The organism is Marinomonas hwangdonensis (assembly GCF_003721245.1).
In the GTDB taxonomy this organism is placed as follows: Bacteria; Pseudomonadota; Gammaproteobacteria; order Pseudomonadales; family Marinomonadaceae; genus Marinomonas; species Marinomonas hwangdonensis.
Genome location: NZ_RIZG01000002.1, coordinates 242,046 through 258,149, shown reverse-complemented (window position 1 = coordinate 258,149; position 16,104 = coordinate 242,046). Strand labels below are relative to the sequence as shown.

Genomic DNA, 16,104 nt, shown 5'->3' with positions numbered 1-16,104 from the left:
ACAGATTCTTTAAAAAAGAATCTTGAAGTCTAATAAAAAAGCTTTTACTCTAAAACCACTTACTGCTTTGGCGATAATGCGAAAACAGTAAGTGGTTTTTTGTTGGCAAGATGCCATCTTTTTGAAAAAAGAATCTGAAAAGGATAATTCAATGATGAACATTTCTCGTACTCTTCGTGTTGTTATTTCTCGTACTCTTCTTATCGTGTCTTTGGCCTTTGTGCCGTTTTCGTTATTCGCGGCAACTCCCCTCGACATTAATACTGCGACAGCGGCCGAGTTTGCTGCGGTCATGTCTGGTGTGGGTGAAAAGAAAGCTGAGGCCATCGTGGCTTTTAGAGAAGCCAATGGCAATTTTGAATCCATTGAACAGCTCGCTCAAGTCAAAGGCATTGGTGATGTATTATTGACACGCAACAAGCCTTTGTTGCGTGTGTCAGTGGAAGAAGAAACCTCTTTAAATTAATCAGTAGCAAACACAAGACAGCAATCAAACTACTCGCTTGATTGCTGTCTTGATAAGGTTTCCATGGCTTGGTGCTGCGTTAAAAATATCGACCCGCTTAACTGTTCCATAAAGCTCGACTTGATGAGTTTGTCCATCACAGGGCCCTTGATTTCCGATAAATGCAAGGTGATGCCCGCGGATTGCAATCGTTCATCTATGGTTTCTAGGCTGTCTAAAGCACTGGCGTCAATCATGTTAATCGCGGTACACATAAGAATAAGATGTTCGATGTCTTTGTGTTGGCTGACTAAGGAGAGAATGTAATCTTCCAGTACTCTTGCGTTGGCGAAGAACAGATTTTCATCAATACGGACTGTAATAATCTGAGGATCCGTTTCGACATCAAACCGTTTTACGTTACGAAAGTTTTGTGTTCCTGGCAAACGACCCACCACTGCAATATGTGGATGGCTGGTATGCCAGAGAAAAAACAACAATGACAAGGTCACGCCAAGAATAATCCCCGTTTCCATACTAACCAACAGCACGGCTAAAAACGTCGCCAACAAGGCAAAGGCTTCTTTTTTCGAGAATCGGTATAGACGTAGAAAATCGTTAAAATCCACCAGCTGCAAGATAGAAATCGTGATACTGACCGCCAACACCGCTTTAGGTAAATAATAAAATAGGGGGGTAAAAAACAGTAAGGTTAGCAACATAAACAGGGCGGTCAAAATACCTGTCATGGGGGTTTTAGCGCCGGCACTAACATTCACTACAGAGCGAGAAAAACCACCCGTTACCGGAAAAGAAGCGCTTAATGCGGCCCCTAAGTTGGCCAACCCAAGCCCAACAAGTTCTTGGTTGGGATTGATGTCTTCTTTTCGTTTGGCGGCAAACGACTGCGCAACAGAAACAGAACCGACAAACCCCACTACACTGATCAAAAACGCTCCGGGTAGCAGGGCTATCATAGTGTCTAAATTCATACCTGTCATATCGATTGTCGGCAAGTGACTGGCAACGTGCCCCACGATGCTAATGCCCATTTGGTCTAAGGAGAAAAAAGCCACACAGGCCGTTGAAACTATGACCACCAACACGGGCCCCGCCTTGCCAAACAGTTCGGCTAGATGTAGAGGTAAGCGGCACCGAATGAGAGCGGGCGTTAAATAACGTTTTAATAAAAGAATAGCCGCGATGGACAGGACACTTAATATTGCCGTCGGTAAGCTTATACTCTCGATGTCTAGCATCATGCTTTGGGCCTGTTCGATTAAGTTATTACCTGTCGCTTCTACCCCAATAAAATGTTTAAACTGCCCAACGGCAATAAGAATCGCCGAGGCGCTGATAAACCCAGAAATCACAGGATGGCTTAACAGATTGGACAAAAACCCCATTTTTAGTAGGCTCATTAGTACCAGGAACACTCCCGACAGGAATGCCAACATGATGGCAATGGCTGCGTAGTTTTCACTGCCTGGTAGAGCAAATGGCATAGCCACGGTGGCGGTCATCATGGACGTAATTGCAACAGGCCCCACCGCCAACGTTCGACTAGTGCCAAACAGGGAGTATAAAATCGAAGGCACTATGCCAGCGTATAGACCTACCACAGCCGGTAGCCCCGCCAGCAAGGCGTATCCCATGCTTTGAGGAATCAATAAAATGGTCGCGATCAAGCTGGCGACTGTGTCGGTGCGCATATCGGCTTTTGAATAGCTTTTAAGCCAAATCAATGCGGGAAGGTATTTTTCCAATCGGGTCATTTGCCTGACTTAGGTTAGTCGATGAGTAAATAGTAATAAACATATCACGTAATGCTATATAGGATAGGATGATTAATAAAGCGCAAATCTTGATGTTTTCAGTATTCTGATCCCCAAAGTGCAATCCCTGCGTAAAAGGGGGAAATACCAGACGTTTATCGCAAAATTTGCTAATCTAGCCTGTCAATTGTAAAGCTTAGGGAAAAAACTGTGTCGCAAGAGTTTCAAGTTGTTTCATCTTACTCACCCGCGGGCGATCAGCCAAAAGCCATTGAAAAACTCGTTCGTGGTGTAGAAGCGGGTTTGGCTCATCAAACCTTACTCGGTGTAACGGGGTCAGGAAAAACCTACACCATCGCCAATGTCATCTCGCAAGTTAAACGTCCCACCATAGTTATGGCGCATAACAAAACCTTGGCTGCGCAACTGTATGGTGAGTTTAAAGAATTTTTTCCTCACAACGCCGTCGAATATTTTGTTTCCTATTACGATTATTATCAGCCAGAAGCTTATGTGGCGGCATCGGATACTTTCATTGAAAAAGACGCCTCGGTGAATGAGCACATTGAGCAAATGCGTTTGTCAGCGACCAAGGCCTTGCTGGAGCGAGAAGACGTTATTATTGTCGCGACCGTATCCGCTATTTATGGTTTGGGTGACCCGCAGTCATATCTGAAAATGATGTTGCACCTTGATCGTGGCGAGCGTATTGATCAAAGAGCCGTCCTACGTCGTCTGGCTGAACTGCAATACACGCGTAACGACTTGGTTTTGGAGCGTGGTAACTTTCGGGTGCGTGGCGACGTGATCGAAGTCTTTCCTGCCGATTCGGAAGACACCGCCATTCGCATCGAGCTGTTTGATGACGAAGTCGAAAACTTGTCCATGATAGAGCCATTGACCAATAAAACCTTACGCAAAGTGCCTAGGGTGACGATTTACCCTAAAACCCACTACGTGACCCCGAAAGATACCGTGGTTAACGCCATTGAGCGCATAAAGGTCGAACTGGATCAGCGACTTGAGCAGCTTAAATCTCTCAATAAGCTGGTTGAAATGCAGCGTCTGGAGCAGCGCACTCGGTATGATTTAGAAATGATGCAAGAGTTAGGCTACTGCTCAGGTATCGAAAACTACTCGCGCTATTTGTCGGGCCGAGACGAGGGCGCGCCGCCACCGACGTTATTTGATTATCTCCCAGCCAATGCCTTGTTAGTCATTGACGAGTCCCACGTGACTGTGTCGCAAATTGGCGCCATGTATAAAGGCGATAGATCGCGCAAAGAAAACCTAGTGGAATACGGTTTCCGCTTGCCATCTGCCCTAGATAATCGTCCGATGCGATTTGAAGAGTGGGAGCAGATTAAACCACAAACGATTTTTGTCTCCGCCACACCAGGTAAATACGAAGCAGAGCATCAAGATTGGGTGGTCGAACAGATTGTTCGTCCGACAGGCTTGATAGATCCTATTCTAGAAGTCCGACCTGTAGCGACGCAAGTTGACGATTTGTTATCTGAAATCAATCTGCGAACGCCAATTGGCGAGCGAGTCTTGGTAACCACCTTGACTAAGCGCATGGCGGAAGATTTAAGTGACTACCTCAGTGACCACGGCGTACGTGTGCGTTATTTACACTCAGACATAGACACTGTTGAGCGAGTGGAAATCATTCGTGATTTACGTTTGGGTGAATTTGATGTTCTGGTTGGTATTAACTTGTTGCGAGAAGGTTTAGATATTCCAGAAGTGAGTCTAGTGGCGATTCTTGATGCTGACAAAGAAGGGTTCTTGCGCTCGGAAAAATCGTTGATTCAGACCATAGGTCGTGCTGCGCGTAACGTGAATGGTAAAGCGATTTTATACGCCGATCGTATAACGGGTTCTATGGAGCGAGCCATTAGTGAAACGGACCGCCGTCGTGAAAAGCAACAAGCCTATAACGAAGAGCATGGTATCACGCCAGTGGGCATCACTAAATCCGTTGAAGACATCATGGAAGGCGCCTACAACCCAGGTGCGGGCAAACGCGGGAATAAAACGAAGAAAGTCGCCGAGACCGCAAAAGATTATCAAGTGGAAAGTATGGAAGACGTGGCTCAAGTTCGTAAAGCCATCATTCAACTGCAAAAAGACATGATGTTAGCCTCGGAAGAACTCAAATTCGAACTGGCAGCGGGCTACCGTGACCAAATCCGTCAGCTGCAAAGAAAGTTAAAAGACGTGGGCGAATCTTAAAAAATACAAAATAAGGAAGTGAGCAGACATGGCGATTACCTTAAGAAACTACAACATCATCCGTGTTATCGATAACGGTGTCATAGTCAACTGCACGGTAATTGAAATGTGCTATGACTACGCCCTGGTGAGGTTCAAAGACAAGAAATACAAGGTACCCTACAGCCTGATAGATGAAGTAATAGGCCACGAATTGCTCGTGCCGTTAGACGAATAAACAGTTTTAAAACAAAGACTTCAAAAAATGTTGAGAAGGGCTTGCCAAATGCAAACCTCTGCGTATAATGGCAAACACTTTTTAGGACTATAGCTCAGTTGGTTAGAGCGCATCCTTGACATGGATGAGGTCAGCAGTTCGAATCTGCTTAGTCCTACCACTCTTTTTAAAGTAAAATTATACTTACCTCTTTAGTTACTTAGAAAGTGTAAGTTACGAAAGCCGAACCCAGTGTTCGGCTTTTTTGTATCTGAATTTGGACCAAAAAGGGACCAGATTGATACTACTTTGATCCCATCTTTGTATTTTCACTGTTTTTTAGTGACCTTTTCCCCTTAAACTGCTTTAGTTGTTTTCGTTTTCAATAGGCACTAAGACTCTATAATAGCTCTAAGCAATAAGTTGCTGGGAGTTAAGTAATTGAGAGGTGATTTCATGGCTAACTTTGTTATGTATGCAGCGATTATGTTGATTGCAGGTATTGGAATACCAATAATGGCTACGTTGAACGGTGGTCTTGGTACGCGACTTCAAAGCCCTGCCTTGGCTGCGGCCATTTTACTATTTGTTGGGATGGTCTTAGCAGTTACTTATCTTTTGGTGACAGAGGGCGTGCCTAAAACGCTATATCCCCCGAACACACCGGTTTACCTCTATTTAGGCGGCTTTTTTGTATTGTTCTATATTTTAACGATCACTTGGGTTGCTCCGCGTTTTGGTGTTTCTAACGCTATCGCGTTTGTTTTGCTAGGTCAGTTAATCGCGATGAGTCTTATTGATCATTTTGGACTTTTCGGGGCCCATAAATTTACGCTTAATCTACAGCGGCTTGCAGGTCTTGGTTTGATGGTTTTAGGTGTCTTTTTAGTACTAAATAAAGTACCTCAGATCAATAGCTCTGGCTCTTGATCTAGTTAGGGGCCTAATTTGTTGATGCACTCACTGAGTTTGCTTGTGCACAAAATAACTCATAGATATCTTTCATGTGACAATATTGTTCTTGTTTCATAAATTCCATTTTACTAGTAAGCGTTAAACTGATTAATAGTAATCTGCGAACTCACCAATCGTGCATGCATGTATTTGTTTTTTAAAGAAAATGACTTAAGTAGGTAAACTGGATGAGCATAGAAAAAGAAGATTTCGAATTGGAGTGCGATACAGAAAGAGGTTGTGAAGCGATTGATATTATTATCAAACCGCGAGAGAAAGATCTTGGTGAGTTCATGGTGCGGCGAACGTTGCCAACGAGTCAGCGTAAAACTGTTGGACCATGGATTTTCTTTGATCATATGGGGCCAGCTAATTTTCCAGCGGGTTCAGGTGTCAATGTTCGTCCACATCCGCACATCAATTTAGCAACGGTCACTTATCTGTTTGACGGTGAAATTTTACACAGAGATTCAATTGGTAGTTATGCCACAATCACGCCAGGTGATATTAATTTAATGGTGGCTGGTAAAGGCATTACTCACTCAGAGCGAGAGCGTCCTGAGGTGAAAAATGTACCGCACACTTTACATGGTTTGCAGTTGTGGTTGGCCCTACCTGAAGAAGACGAAGAAATCGAGCCCGCTTTTTACCATTACCCTTCGGCTAGTATTCCTTCTGTGACGGTTGAAGGTGTTCCGCTTAGAGTTCTTATGGGCACAGCTTATGGGGTCACTTCTCCAGTAAAAACCTATGCTGAGACTTTGTATGTAGAAGCGCACATGCAAGTAGGGCAGAGTTTATCCTTGCCAAATGCTGAAGAGCGCGCGATTTACGTGGCAAAGGGAAGCCTAAAAATCAAAGACACTGTGATACCTGAATTTTCCATGGTTATCCTATCAGCTGCTGATGACGTGGTGATTGACGCTATAGCGGATTCGAGAATCGCTCTGATCGGTGGTGAAAAAATAGGCAAGCGTTTTATTGAGTGGAATTTTATTTCCAGTCGTAAAGAACGCGTTGAGCAAGCCAAACGAGATTGGCAGGCTGGGGATTTTCCAAAAGTTATTGACGATGAAGATGAATTTATCCCGCTACCTTAAACACTATGTTTAACCATTCTATTGAGGGAACGCAATGACTATTCATTTAGAAAAAAGTGAGAGTGGTCGTTATAGACAAACGATTCGTATTGATCAACACAGTATTTTTTCCGATGCCGCCGTTGTCTTAGGTGGGGATGACAGCGCGCCAGATCCTCATGATTTGTATGATGCTTCATTAGCGGCATGCAAAGCGATGACTTTGCTGATGTACGCCCAGCGTAAAAAAATAGCGTTAACGAGTGTTGATATCGATATTGAGCGAGACAATAGTCGCGAGAGCAAAGGTATTTACGTGCTTAATGTCAGTCTTACATTAAACGGTGATTTAACCGATGAGCAACGCCAAAGCTTAGGCGCTATTGCGGACAAATGTCCTATTCATAAACTGATGACATCGGTTAGTACTGAAGTTAATACCGTAGTCTTGTAGTGAAGCATTATGTGAGATGGTTTTTATTACTTCTCTCCTCGATATCAAGCAATAAGAGGAGAGGAATATGTTTTATTCAAATAATTGCTGAGAATCAAGCGCGTTGAATGAGCACTCTATCAAAGAAACTTGTTACCCCATTATAATCGCTTAGCGGCAAAATATCAGCCACATACTGATCTGGTCGAACGATGATGATGCAGCCGTTTTTCTTGTCGATTCGTCGTTTGTCATAGAACGAGTTCTCTTCACAAAGAGCGCTGTAGACTTTTTCATAATCCTTTAACCCGTGGCAGCCTTTTGATGGCTGTAAAAGCGAATGAATATCGGCTACTTCTATTTTCCGATGAGGTACTTGGAAGACAGCTTGCACATTGATTATGGCATCGATATCTGCATCTTTTGGTGTAAAACGCTGGATAGGGGATGACGGATTGTGTTGTAAAAACTCGCATAGCGCTTTAACTTTGCAAGTATCGCTCATGAAGTTTTGCTCTCCTGCGAAGGCGAGAATGTGCCAACGACCATCGGCTTTCATACTATGCCCAAGGTGCATAGGTTTGGCATCAGCTTGGCGCGTTACTTTGGCAGAATGAAAACGCATACCAATGGTTTGTCCTGTTGCTAAACATTGATGTTGTCCAGACGATACCAAGTCTGACTGCGGATAGTGAATGGCGGTACCGGCGGTGAAGCGACCAAATTGAACAAAGTATTGCTGAAAAGCGGTTGGATCAACACCATCCGGATTGGTTGCAGATTTAGGTTTGGCGCTGAACATTTTCGAAAACTCGCGATCGAAATCGATTAATTGCTGAGCCACAGTTTGTCTTTCGAAAGAATAAGACTGCAGTAATTCTGCATTTGCTCTTTCTGTTAGCACATGGGCAAGTTTCCAGCCCAAATTCCATGTGTCATTGACCGAAGTATTCAGCCCTTGTCCCGCTTTTGGGCTGTGAGTGTGACAAGCGTCGCCAGCTAAAAATACATGAGGTGATCGACCATCTTCGGCGTCATCAAATGCGGTAGTAAGCCGTTGACCGATTTCATACACGCTCCACCAAGCGATTTCTTTCACCTCGATGGTGTACGGATGCATGATGCGGTTTGCTGCAGCAATAAGGTAATCGGTTGTGATTGATTGCTTGTTGAGTCGTTCATTGTTTTTTAGTTTGTCCAGCTCTATATACAAGCGCACCATGTAACCGCCTTCGCGCGGAATGATCAGCATGTTGCCTTCATTACTGGAATGAATCGCTGATTTTAGGCGAATATCAGGAAAGTCGGTTACTGCCAATACATCCATAACGCCCCATCCTTGACTGATAGAATCGCCGACCAATTTACGGCCAATGGATTTACGTACTGTACTCCTAGCACCGTCACACCCAACCACATATTTGGCTTTAACGGTTTCCATTACGCCAAGGTGTTGAGAGTCTAAGCGTTCAAACGTCAGTGTCACCGGGTAGTCGGTGACTGTTGGATCGACTTCAAGGTTGAGTAGTTGGCGGGAGTAATGAGGAACGACTTTCCTTGGCCCGTGGCGCATCACCTCAAGAAATGCATCATGCACTCTGGCTTGGTTGATGATGACATGAGGCATTTCAGATAAGTCATCTTCCACGTCTTGAATTTTGCTACTGCGTGCAATCTGCTCTGGTTGTTCAGTATTAGGTTTCCAAAAAGCGGTTTCGTTTACCCAATAGGCTTCTTGCTTAATTTGATCTGCGAAGTCATAGGCTTCAAACATTTCCATGGTACGACAAGCAATACCATCTGCTTGACCTACTAATAAACGATCGTCTTTTTGTTCGACGATACAAGTTGATATGGATGCAAATTTTGACAATTGTGCAGCGAGGTTTAGCCCCGCTGGACCGCACCCTACTATCATTACATCGACTTCTTGTGGCAATGGGTGTTTTAAAGGTGGAGCGATGACTCGGTCTGCAGGATCTGTAATTTTAGGATCGCCTGGATGAAAGCCCTCTTGATAAAATTGCATGGTTTATCCTCTTATTATTGTCTATGGCTTGTTAGGAATTAAAAGACTTGTTGTCTGGAATAGAAATGACTTTAATGTAATCTAGGTATAAGTAAAAATAGATTTTTAAATTAAGACTAATAGAAAACGTATAGATGAATCCTAACCTATTGAAGCAATTAGCCATCGTGGTGAAGCAAGGCTCTCTTAGTCGAGCTTGCGAACAGCTGTATATAACTCAGCCAACGTTGACACGGAGTATCCAGCAGCTAGAAATCAAAGTTGGCGCGCCAGTACTAATACGAACGCGTTACGGCGTACAACCAACCGAAATTGGTGCAAGGTTAGCGCAAATTGGTGAAAGGATTTTGGCCGAAACAGAGCAGGGCGAAGAAGTTATCCGACAATTTCATAGCGGCTATCACAATGAATTTGTCATTGGTATTGATCCGCTTTGGGAGTTCGCCACGGTCGAGAAAATGACAGCACACTTTATGCAAGAAAAGCGCTATGTCTTTCATTTTAGGACTGGGTCAGCGGCCGCGCAAATAGAGCTACTACAAAAGGGTGAACTCGACTTTTTATTAGCGCCAGCACACCTTTCCGTTAAACAAGGAACGTTAGATAGGCAATTGTTGTTTCGAGATCGCTCTGGCGTTTTTGTCGGAAAAAGATCGGTTCTTAGAGGGGCTAATAAGACTATTTCTCAAGAAGTTTTGGAGAAGCAAAATTGGATAGTAGCAGGCGCAAACGCAGGGTTTCTTGATCGGCCTAGCGAAATTATCGGACTTAAAGCTGCCAGCATGGCCTTTACAGGAAGCATCCGCTCAGTTTTATATCTTTTAAATACCTCCGATGTATTGGTTCGTTTACCGGCTCGTCTAGCCTTGATGACTGGAGAGGTTGAGCTTGATCAAATGATTCAAGTACCAGGACCGCTCGGGGCAAGACGAGACATCGCACTTTGGTCAAGAATCGAAAATCTAGAACGCCCTGAGTACAGTAAGGTACATGATTTGATTCGAGTTTTTATGCAAACATTGGATGAGTCTGTGTCGACGCAAGGTTTAGATCTATAAACGAATTAAAAGCAGCTCGTTGACCATAAGATCTACAAAGGTATCTGTAAATAAATACCTCCGTTATATGGTTATGTAAGGTTAATTTCAAAGTATTTATGTCTGATATTCTTTTTGCTTTCTATCCGAAAACTGTACCCTTTCATAGATCATTTTTTAACGTTTTGATTATCATAACAGTTGTGCTGTAAAGATGAGTTTCTATGATATTTCAAGTGCGGTATTCAGTGTTTGTTTGGGATAAGGATGACGTTGCTACACCTCATTTAATCTATAAATGTAAATGGAAAGCCTTTCATTATTGATCTAAACTAGATGCAAATGTGTAAAAAAATGATACCACTTGATGTTTTTTAGAAGGGGCTACTTATGAGGGTAAATTACGCGCGTTGCATTGGTATTGCTGTTGCTTTAATGCTTAATACCGCTCATGCGACTACATTAACTTTTGGTATTGTCCCTCAACAATCGGCAAAAAAACTGGCACAACTCTGGACGCCTATTTGTAACTATTTGAGTGAAAAGACAGACACAACAATTACATTTAGTACGGCAAAAGATATACCGACTTTTGAAAAACGATTACTCGCAGGGCAATACGATATTGCCTATATGAACCCTTATCATTATACGGTTTTTCATGAAAAACCTGGCTATCAAGCCATTGCTCATCAAAAAGACGCCAACATAAAAGGCATTGTAGTGGTGGCAAAAGACAGTGAAATTACATCATTAAGTCAGTTGAATGGAAAATCACTCGCTTTTCCATCGCCAGCCGCATTCGCGGCAAGTGTGTTGCCACGAGCAAAAATGAAAAGTGATGGCATAGAAGTCGATCCAAAGTACGTATCGTCACACGATTCCGTTTATCTGAATGTATCGAAAGGCTTATTTTCTGCCGGCGGCGGGGTTCTAAGAACGTTTAATAACACCAATCCAGAAGTCAAAGAGAAACTACGAGTGCTGTGGACGACACCAGGTTACACACCGCATGCGATTGCTACGCACCCAGCTGTAGATGAAAAAACGCGTAAAAAAATACAGCAGGCGTTGATTGATATGAGTTCAGATCCAGAAGGTATAGCTTTATTAAAAACGATCAACTTCAACGGATTACAAGCGGCTGATAACAGTGATTGGGATGATGTAAGAGCGCTGAACATTACCCTACTTGATCATTTAATACGATAAGAAGTAACGAAAACGTATAGGAGTGCAATTTGTCACTAAGAACAAAAACCATTTTAGGGATTGCGCTTATTGAAGCATTATTGCTTGTCTTACTTATTAGTATGACCCTCAACTATCTGCGCTCAACCAACTACGACAGTTTGGAAAAAAGAGCGCGAACAACGGTAGCCTTGTTTTCAACCACAACAAAAGACGCCATTTTATCCTATGACCTTGCCTCGTTAGAGTCTTTTGTCAATGAAGTATTAAAAAACCCAGATTTAAGTTACGCCAGAGTGCTTGGCCCTAACAATGAAGTTTTTGCCGAGGGGGGAAACATCGAAGCACTTAATAGAGTATTCCAGCAAGATACTAAGGTTGAGCTTGTCCAAGACGGTGTGTTTGATGTAGCCGCTGATATTCAAGAGTTCGGTGTGTTGTATGGCCGAGTTGAAATAGGTATAGAAACCGACAGTATCACACGAGTGATCGCCGAGGCAGAAAAGCGAAGTTTCTCAATTGCCGGGATTGAGATGATCTTGGTAGCTTTGTTCTCCTTTGCATTAGGGACTTATCTCACCCGACAATTAAAAGTATTAGTATCGGCCACAAAAGACATTGCCGACGGCAAACTGGACATTACGATACCGGTAAAAGGCACCGACGAACTGGCTGCCGTTTCGGTCGCCTTTAATGCCATGATAGAACACCTAAAAGAAGCCAGCGAACGCAGAGATTTATTTGAGTTAAAGCTCCAAGAGTTAAACCAGTCTTTAGAAGACCGAGTCGAACAAAGAACGAAAATTATCAACGACAAAAATAATAAGCTTGAACAAGTCAATAAACAGATAAAAGAAACACAAGCCAAATTACTGCAATCTGACAAGATGGCATCGGTGGGGGTTCTCGCCGCTGGAGTCGCTCATGAGATAAACAATCCTATGAGTTTTGTCATCAGCAACATGAAAACGCTCGACGATTATTTTAGAGATATTCAACAGTTAATTGCTGCGTATGAACAAATAACCCATTCGGATTTGACGAATCTTCAAACGCAACTCGAAGTAATAGAAAAACTGAAAAAAGACATCGATTTAGAGTCGATACTGAACGATCTACCTGTTCTTATTACCGACACGATAGAAGGGACGGGGCGCGTAAAAGACATCGTAAAAGGACTAAAAGAAGTTTCTTATAATGACGACCGTAATGCCTACACGCTGTGCAACATAAATGAGTGTATTACCAACACCTTGAAGGTCGCTGATAACGAGCTAAAATATCACTGTAAAGTTGTTACTGACCTAAGAGATATCCCCGATATCTACTGTGCTCAAAATCAAATCAAGCAAGTGCTGTTAAACTTAATAATCAATGCCAGTCATGCGATTAAAGACAAGGGTAAGATTGAAATAAGAAGCCAAGCAACGAATAATCACATTAAAATTCAGATTAAAGACAATGGTTGCGGCATTTCTAAAGAGCAGATGAGTAAGATATTTGACCCCTTCTATACCACCAAGCCTGTGGGAGAGGGTACAGGTTTAGGCTTGTCTATTTCCTATGGCATCATCAAAGAACACAACGGAGACATAACGCTTAACAGCCAGGTAGGCAAAGGCACTATCTTCACCATTTTACTCCCACTGAATACAGAAAGAGCAAAAGAGGTTTGAATTATTTGCTCTAACGTTAAAGTATATCTTCTTGAGTGATGGCAGAAAGAGTCCCCTTATCGTTTCGTAATGTCAGTTGTTGTCAGTATAAAATCCATTTCCCCCTCGTATTAGTGCTATAGTGGTTTGTCTCCGCAATGATCCATGCCTGCCATGATCAACTAGCGTTTACCGCTAAGAATTTCTTTCAGACCACTTCATAACTTTTATCCATCAATAGATGACGTAAGCATTTCAATATCATTTTAAACACCAGTTTGTCAGCGTTTTGATCGCGCGTTTATGAACTCAAACACGTTTTATTTTTTTAAAGGAAACAGTATGAGTCAATTAACTTTCGGCGTAATCGGTACGTCCAGAAAAACAGATGAGCGACGTTATCCGATTCATCCAGAACACTTAGCGCGCATTCCTGAGTACCTGCGTCATCGCTTAATTTTTGAAGAAGGCTACGGCGCCGCGTTTAATATTTCTGATGACGAGATTGCGGCACAAACGGGCGGCATCGCTACACGACATGAAATTCTGGCCGATATTGGCGCGGTAATTATTGCCAAACCGGTATTGGCCGATTTAGAAGAATTACGTGAAGGCGGCATTTTGTGGGGTTACGTTCATTGTGTTCAGCAACGTGAAATTACCCAAGCCGCTCTGGATCGTAAGCTTACCCTGATTGCTTTCGAAGACATGTTTGTCTGGTCACCAGCGGGACAAGTTGGTCGTCATACTTTTTATAAGAACAACGAAATGGCTGGTTATTGCGCGGTGATTCATGCTTTGCAGCTAAAAGGTATTGATGGGCATTATGGCAACCAACGTAAGGTCATCATTTTTAGCTTTGGCGCAGTGAGTCGCGGTGCGATCTATGCCCTTAAAGCCCACGGATTTCGTGACATCACCATCTGCATACAGCGACCAGACCATGAAGTACGTGAAGAAGTACTCGATTGTCATTATGTAAAAGTACGCGAAGGTCAAAAGGGTGAAGCGCGCATGGTGGTGGTTGAACACGATGGCTCGATCCGTCCCTTGACGGAATTGATCGGCGAAACGGATATCATAGTAAATGGGACTTTCCAAGAGACAGACCATCCGACCAATTTTATTATCGAATCTGAAGCCGAGTCGTTGAAACCGAATTGTTTGATTATCGATGTGAGCTGTGACGAAGGAATGGGCTTTTTCTTTGCCAAGCCGACCAGCTTCCAAGAGCCGATGTTTCAGTACAATACCATCGACTATTATGCCGTCGATCACACGCCAAGCTACCTGTGGGAAAGCGCCACTCGCTCGATTTCTGCGGCCTTAATTGTCTACTTAGAGAACGTCTTAGAAGGTCGCGAGCATTGGCAACAAAACGAAACTATTCGCCGCGCGATAAACATCGACGAAGGTGTGATTAAGAATCCTTTGATTCTGTCGTTTCAACACCGGGAAATTACACCGCCTTATGCCGCGTTAATGGCATAAATTAGGTAGAGCAAAAAAACAAAATAGCCAAACTTCCAGAGCGAGATTGAAGCTTGGCTATGATGGTTTTTACTGTTGTTTTATGGCTAAACGGGAGCGTCTGTTATAGCTTCTGATTTACTTTTTCCATCAAGGCATCCACTTCTTTATGGCGGCCACTATCGGCGATAGGACGAGTGGGTCTAGGAGCGGCTTGTTGGGCTTTTTCTAGATGTTGCTTGGCGCCTTCATAGTTACCGTCATCGTATAAAAACTCAGCAAGGAAATAGTTAGTGTCGATGCTGGTTGGGTTCAGTTTGTAAGATTGCACCAGTAGCTCTTTGGCTTTTTTGTCACTACCAAAGCCAATCGGCCAACCTGGAACTTTATGATAAAGCACGCCTAAGCTTGTCATCGCGGAACCCGATAATGCGCTAGGGTTAATGGTAATAGCGTCTTCGAAGGACTTCTTCGCCGCTTTCGCTAAAGATAGTGCGCCCAATCCGCCTTTTGCACCCGCCGTGCTCGATTGAATAATACCAAGCCAAATTAGATCGTCTGGATTGTTAGGTTCAGCATTCACTAATTCTTGTGCCTTGATCGCAAGATCGTTAAACGCGGCTTCTTTGGCGTCATCGCCTTCTATTTGGTAATTAATTTGCGCCCAGCGCTGTTGAATCTCTAACAAGCTAGAGGTGCCAGCGGCCCAAGTAGAGGAAACTAAGCCGAGAGTGAGTAGGCTAGCAGTGATAAATAATTTCATGATAATGCCTCTTGTGCAGTGTGCTCGACGTCTTTTTCATGACGCAGAAAGCGTTTAATAATAGGAAGTTTTTTAAATAGAGCCTTGTCCACAAGATGTGGAAAAGCGCCGTTGATTTTGACAAAGAGCTTTTCAGGAAAACCGACAAACTGTCTGGCGTGACCTTTTTCAAGTTGTCGAATAAGGGCGTTAGCAACGCTTTCTGGCGAATCTACGTTATTGCCTAAGGCTTTGTTCATTGCCATAGCTTGATCGCTGTTAATGCTGGTGGCGGTTGCTCGTGGCGCAAAGTAAGCAACATGAACATTGGTATCCACTAACTCACGGTACAAGGCTTCGGTAAAACCGCGTAGGCCAAATTTGCTGGCGCAATAAATCGATTGTCCGGCGAAACCTATGCTGCCAAATGCTGATCCAACGTTGACCAAGTACGATTGAGCTGCTTGCTGTTGATTGGCTTTTTGCAACACAGGCAGTAATGCCTGGGTGAGTAATATCGGTGCCAATAAATTGGCTTCTAAAGTGTCTACAATGACGGCTTGTTCAGTGTCTTCTAACAAGGAAAATTGCCCAACACCTGCGTTATTAATCAACATACTGATTGCGTTCAATTCCGCCACGCGGCAGATCTTTTCACGACCTTGTGTTGTGGTGATGTCCGCCACGAGTATCTTATGTTCGCCAGACAGCGAATCGCTTAGTTTTTGCAAGCGTGATTCATTTCGACCTTGCAGAATCAAACGCACACCTTTGTTGGCTAAGGCCTTTGCGATGGCTTGACCTATGCCGCCCGTCGCGCCAGTTAATAAACAGGTTTGTTGTTGCCATTGCATCATGCT

The 16,104-nt window shown here is 43.5% G+C and carries 14 protein-coding genes and 1 tRNA gene; 11 read left to right on the top strand and 4 right to left on the bottom strand.

All coding sequences use genetic code 11. The annotated features are described in order from the left end of the window. Positions 1–151 precede the first annotated feature (151 nt). Complete coding sequence (locus tag EBI00_RS04150) at positions 152–466, top strand: ComEA family DNA-binding protein (protein WP_123094658.1); 315 nt, start codon at positions 152–154, stop codon at positions 464–466. A gap of 29 nt (positions 467–495) precedes the next feature. Here EBI00_RS04150 and EBI00_RS04145 read toward each other — a convergent pair whose 3' ends face one another. Next, complete coding sequence (locus tag EBI00_RS04145) at positions 496–2,220, bottom strand: SulP family inorganic anion transporter (RefSeq protein ID WP_123094657.1); 1,725 nt, start codon at positions 2,218–2,220, stop codon at positions 496–498. Between the two features lie 210 nt (positions 2,221–2,430). Between EBI00_RS04145 and uvrB the strand changes: the two genes are divergently transcribed. The 6 genes from uvrB to EBI00_RS04115 all read left to right on the top strand — a co-directional run bounded on the left by uvrB (position 2,431) and on the right by EBI00_RS04115 (position 7,141). Beyond that, a complete protein-coding gene (uvrB, locus tag EBI00_RS04140) occupies positions 2,431–4,458 on the top strand; it encodes an excinuclease ABC subunit UvrB (protein WP_123094656.1) in 2,028 nt (675 codons plus the stop codon). A 28-nt stretch (positions 4,459–4,486) separates the two neighbouring features. Then, positions 4,487–4,675, top strand: a complete 189-nt coding sequence (locus tag EBI00_RS04135) for a hypothetical protein (RefSeq protein WP_123094655.1) — start codon at positions 4,487–4,489, stop codon at positions 4,673–4,675. Positions 4,676–4,758: 83 nt separating this feature from the next. Then, positions 4,759–4,835, top strand: a tRNA-Val gene (locus tag EBI00_RS04130). Between the two features lie 275 nt (positions 4,836–5,110). Further along, complete coding sequence (locus tag EBI00_RS04125) at positions 5,111–5,584, top strand: DMT family transporter (protein WP_123094654.1); 474 nt, start codon at positions 5,111–5,113, stop codon at positions 5,582–5,584. 212 nt (positions 5,585–5,796) lie between these two features. Further along, on the top strand, positions 5,797–6,708 hold the full coding sequence (locus EBI00_RS04120; RefSeq protein WP_123094653.1) for a pirin family protein: 912 nt from the start codon (positions 5,797–5,799) through the stop codon (positions 6,706–6,708). A 34-nt stretch (positions 6,709–6,742) separates the two neighbouring features. Continuing rightward, complete coding sequence (locus tag EBI00_RS04115) at positions 6,743–7,141, top strand: OsmC family protein (RefSeq protein WP_123094652.1); 399 nt, start codon at positions 6,743–6,745, stop codon at positions 7,139–7,141. Positions 7,142–7,235: 94 nt separating this feature from the next. On the opposite strand, the gene EBI00_RS04110 is transcribed toward EBI00_RS04115, so the two are convergent. Continuing rightward, a complete protein-coding gene (locus tag EBI00_RS04110; RefSeq protein WP_123094651.1) occupies positions 7,236–9,149 on the bottom strand; it encodes an FAD-binding monooxygenase in 1,914 nt (637 codons plus the stop codon). Positions 9,150–9,283: 134 nt separating this feature from the next. On the opposite strand from EBI00_RS04110, the gene EBI00_RS04105 reads away from it, so the two are divergent. The 4 genes from EBI00_RS04105 to EBI00_RS04090 all read left to right on the top strand — a co-directional run bounded on the left by EBI00_RS04105 (position 9,284) and on the right by EBI00_RS04090 (position 14,523). Then, a complete protein-coding gene (locus EBI00_RS04105) occupies positions 9,284–10,207 on the top strand; it encodes a LysR family transcriptional regulator (protein ID WP_123094650.1) in 924 nt (307 codons plus the stop codon). A gap of 414 nt (positions 10,208–10,621) precedes the next feature. Further along, the gene (locus EBI00_RS04100; protein ID WP_123094933.1) at positions 10,622–11,398 is read left to right on the top strand and encodes a phosphate/phosphite/phosphonate ABC transporter substrate-binding protein; all 777 of its coding nucleotides are present in this window, start codon (positions 10,622–10,624) and stop codon (positions 11,396–11,398) included. A gap of 29 nt (positions 11,399–11,427) precedes the next feature. Further along, entirely contained in the window at positions 11,428–13,053 is a 1,626-nt protein-coding gene (locus EBI00_RS04095) for a sensor histidine kinase (protein ID WP_241556945.1), read from the top strand. 321 nt (positions 13,054–13,374) lie between these two features. Next, positions 13,375–14,523: a N(5)-(carboxyethyl)ornithine synthase gene (locus EBI00_RS04090; RefSeq protein ID WP_123094649.1), complete on the top strand. Its 1,149-nt coding sequence runs from the start codon at positions 13,375–13,377 to the stop codon at positions 14,521–14,523. A 103-nt stretch (positions 14,524–14,626) separates the two neighbouring features. On the opposite strand, the gene EBI00_RS04085 is transcribed toward EBI00_RS04090, so the two are convergent. Both EBI00_RS04085 and EBI00_RS04080 read right to left on the bottom strand, forming a co-directional pair. Then, entirely contained in the window at positions 14,627–15,265 is a 639-nt protein-coding gene (locus EBI00_RS04085) for a tetratricopeptide repeat protein (RefSeq protein WP_123094648.1), read from the bottom strand. Further along, the gene (locus EBI00_RS04080) at positions 15,262–16,101 is read right to left on the bottom strand and encodes an SDR family oxidoreductase (RefSeq protein ID WP_206612548.1); all 840 of its coding nucleotides are present in this window, start codon (positions 16,099–16,101) and stop codon (positions 15,262–15,264) included. The genes EBI00_RS04085 and EBI00_RS04080 overlap by 4 nt, the downstream gene beginning before the upstream one ends. Positions 16,102–16,104 lie beyond the last annotated feature (3 nt).

Bases quoted from the DNA above. Each gene is read 5' to 3' on its own strand.
- EBI00_RS04105 (WP_123094650.1), top strand. From the start codon at position 9,284: ATGAATCCTAACCTATTGAAGCAATTAGCCATCGTGGTGAAGCAAGGC.
- EBI00_RS04150 (WP_123094658.1), top strand. From the start codon at position 152: ATGATGAACATTTCTCGTACTCTTCGTGTTGTTATTTCTCGTACTCTT.
- EBI00_RS04115 (WP_123094652.1), top strand. From the start codon at position 6,743: ATGACTATTCATTTAGAAAAAAGTGAGAGTGGTCGTTATAGACAAACG.
- EBI00_RS04125 (WP_123094654.1), top strand. From the start codon at position 5,111: ATGGCTAACTTTGTTATGTATGCAGCGATTATGTTGATTGCAGGTATT.
- EBI00_RS04100 (WP_123094933.1), top strand. From the start codon at position 10,622: ATGCTTAATACCGCTCATGCGACTACATTAACTTTTGGTATTGTCCCT.
- EBI00_RS04090 (WP_123094649.1), top strand. From the start codon at position 13,375: ATGAGTCAATTAACTTTCGGCGTAATCGGTACGTCCAGAAAAACAGAT.
- EBI00_RS04085 (WP_123094648.1), bottom strand. From the start codon at position 15,265: ATGAAATTATTTATCACTGCTAGCCTACTCACTCTCGGCTTAGTTTCC.
- EBI00_RS04145 (WP_123094657.1), bottom strand. From the start codon at position 2,220: ATGACCCGATTGGAAAAATACCTTCCCGCATTGATTTGGCTTAAAAGC.
- EBI00_RS04135 (WP_123094655.1), top strand. From the start codon at position 4,487: ATGGCGATTACCTTAAGAAACTACAACATCATCCGTGTTATCGATAAC.
- EBI00_RS04120 (WP_123094653.1), top strand. From the start codon at position 5,797: ATGAGCATAGAAAAAGAAGATTTCGAATTGGAGTGCGATACAGAAAGA.
- EBI00_RS04110 (WP_123094651.1), bottom strand. From the start codon at position 9,149: ATGCAATTTTATCAAGAGGGCTTTCATCCAGGCGATCCTAAAATTACA.
- EBI00_RS04080 (WP_206612548.1), bottom strand. From the start codon at position 16,101: ATGATGCAATGGCAACAACAAACCTGTTTATTAACTGGCGCGACGGGC.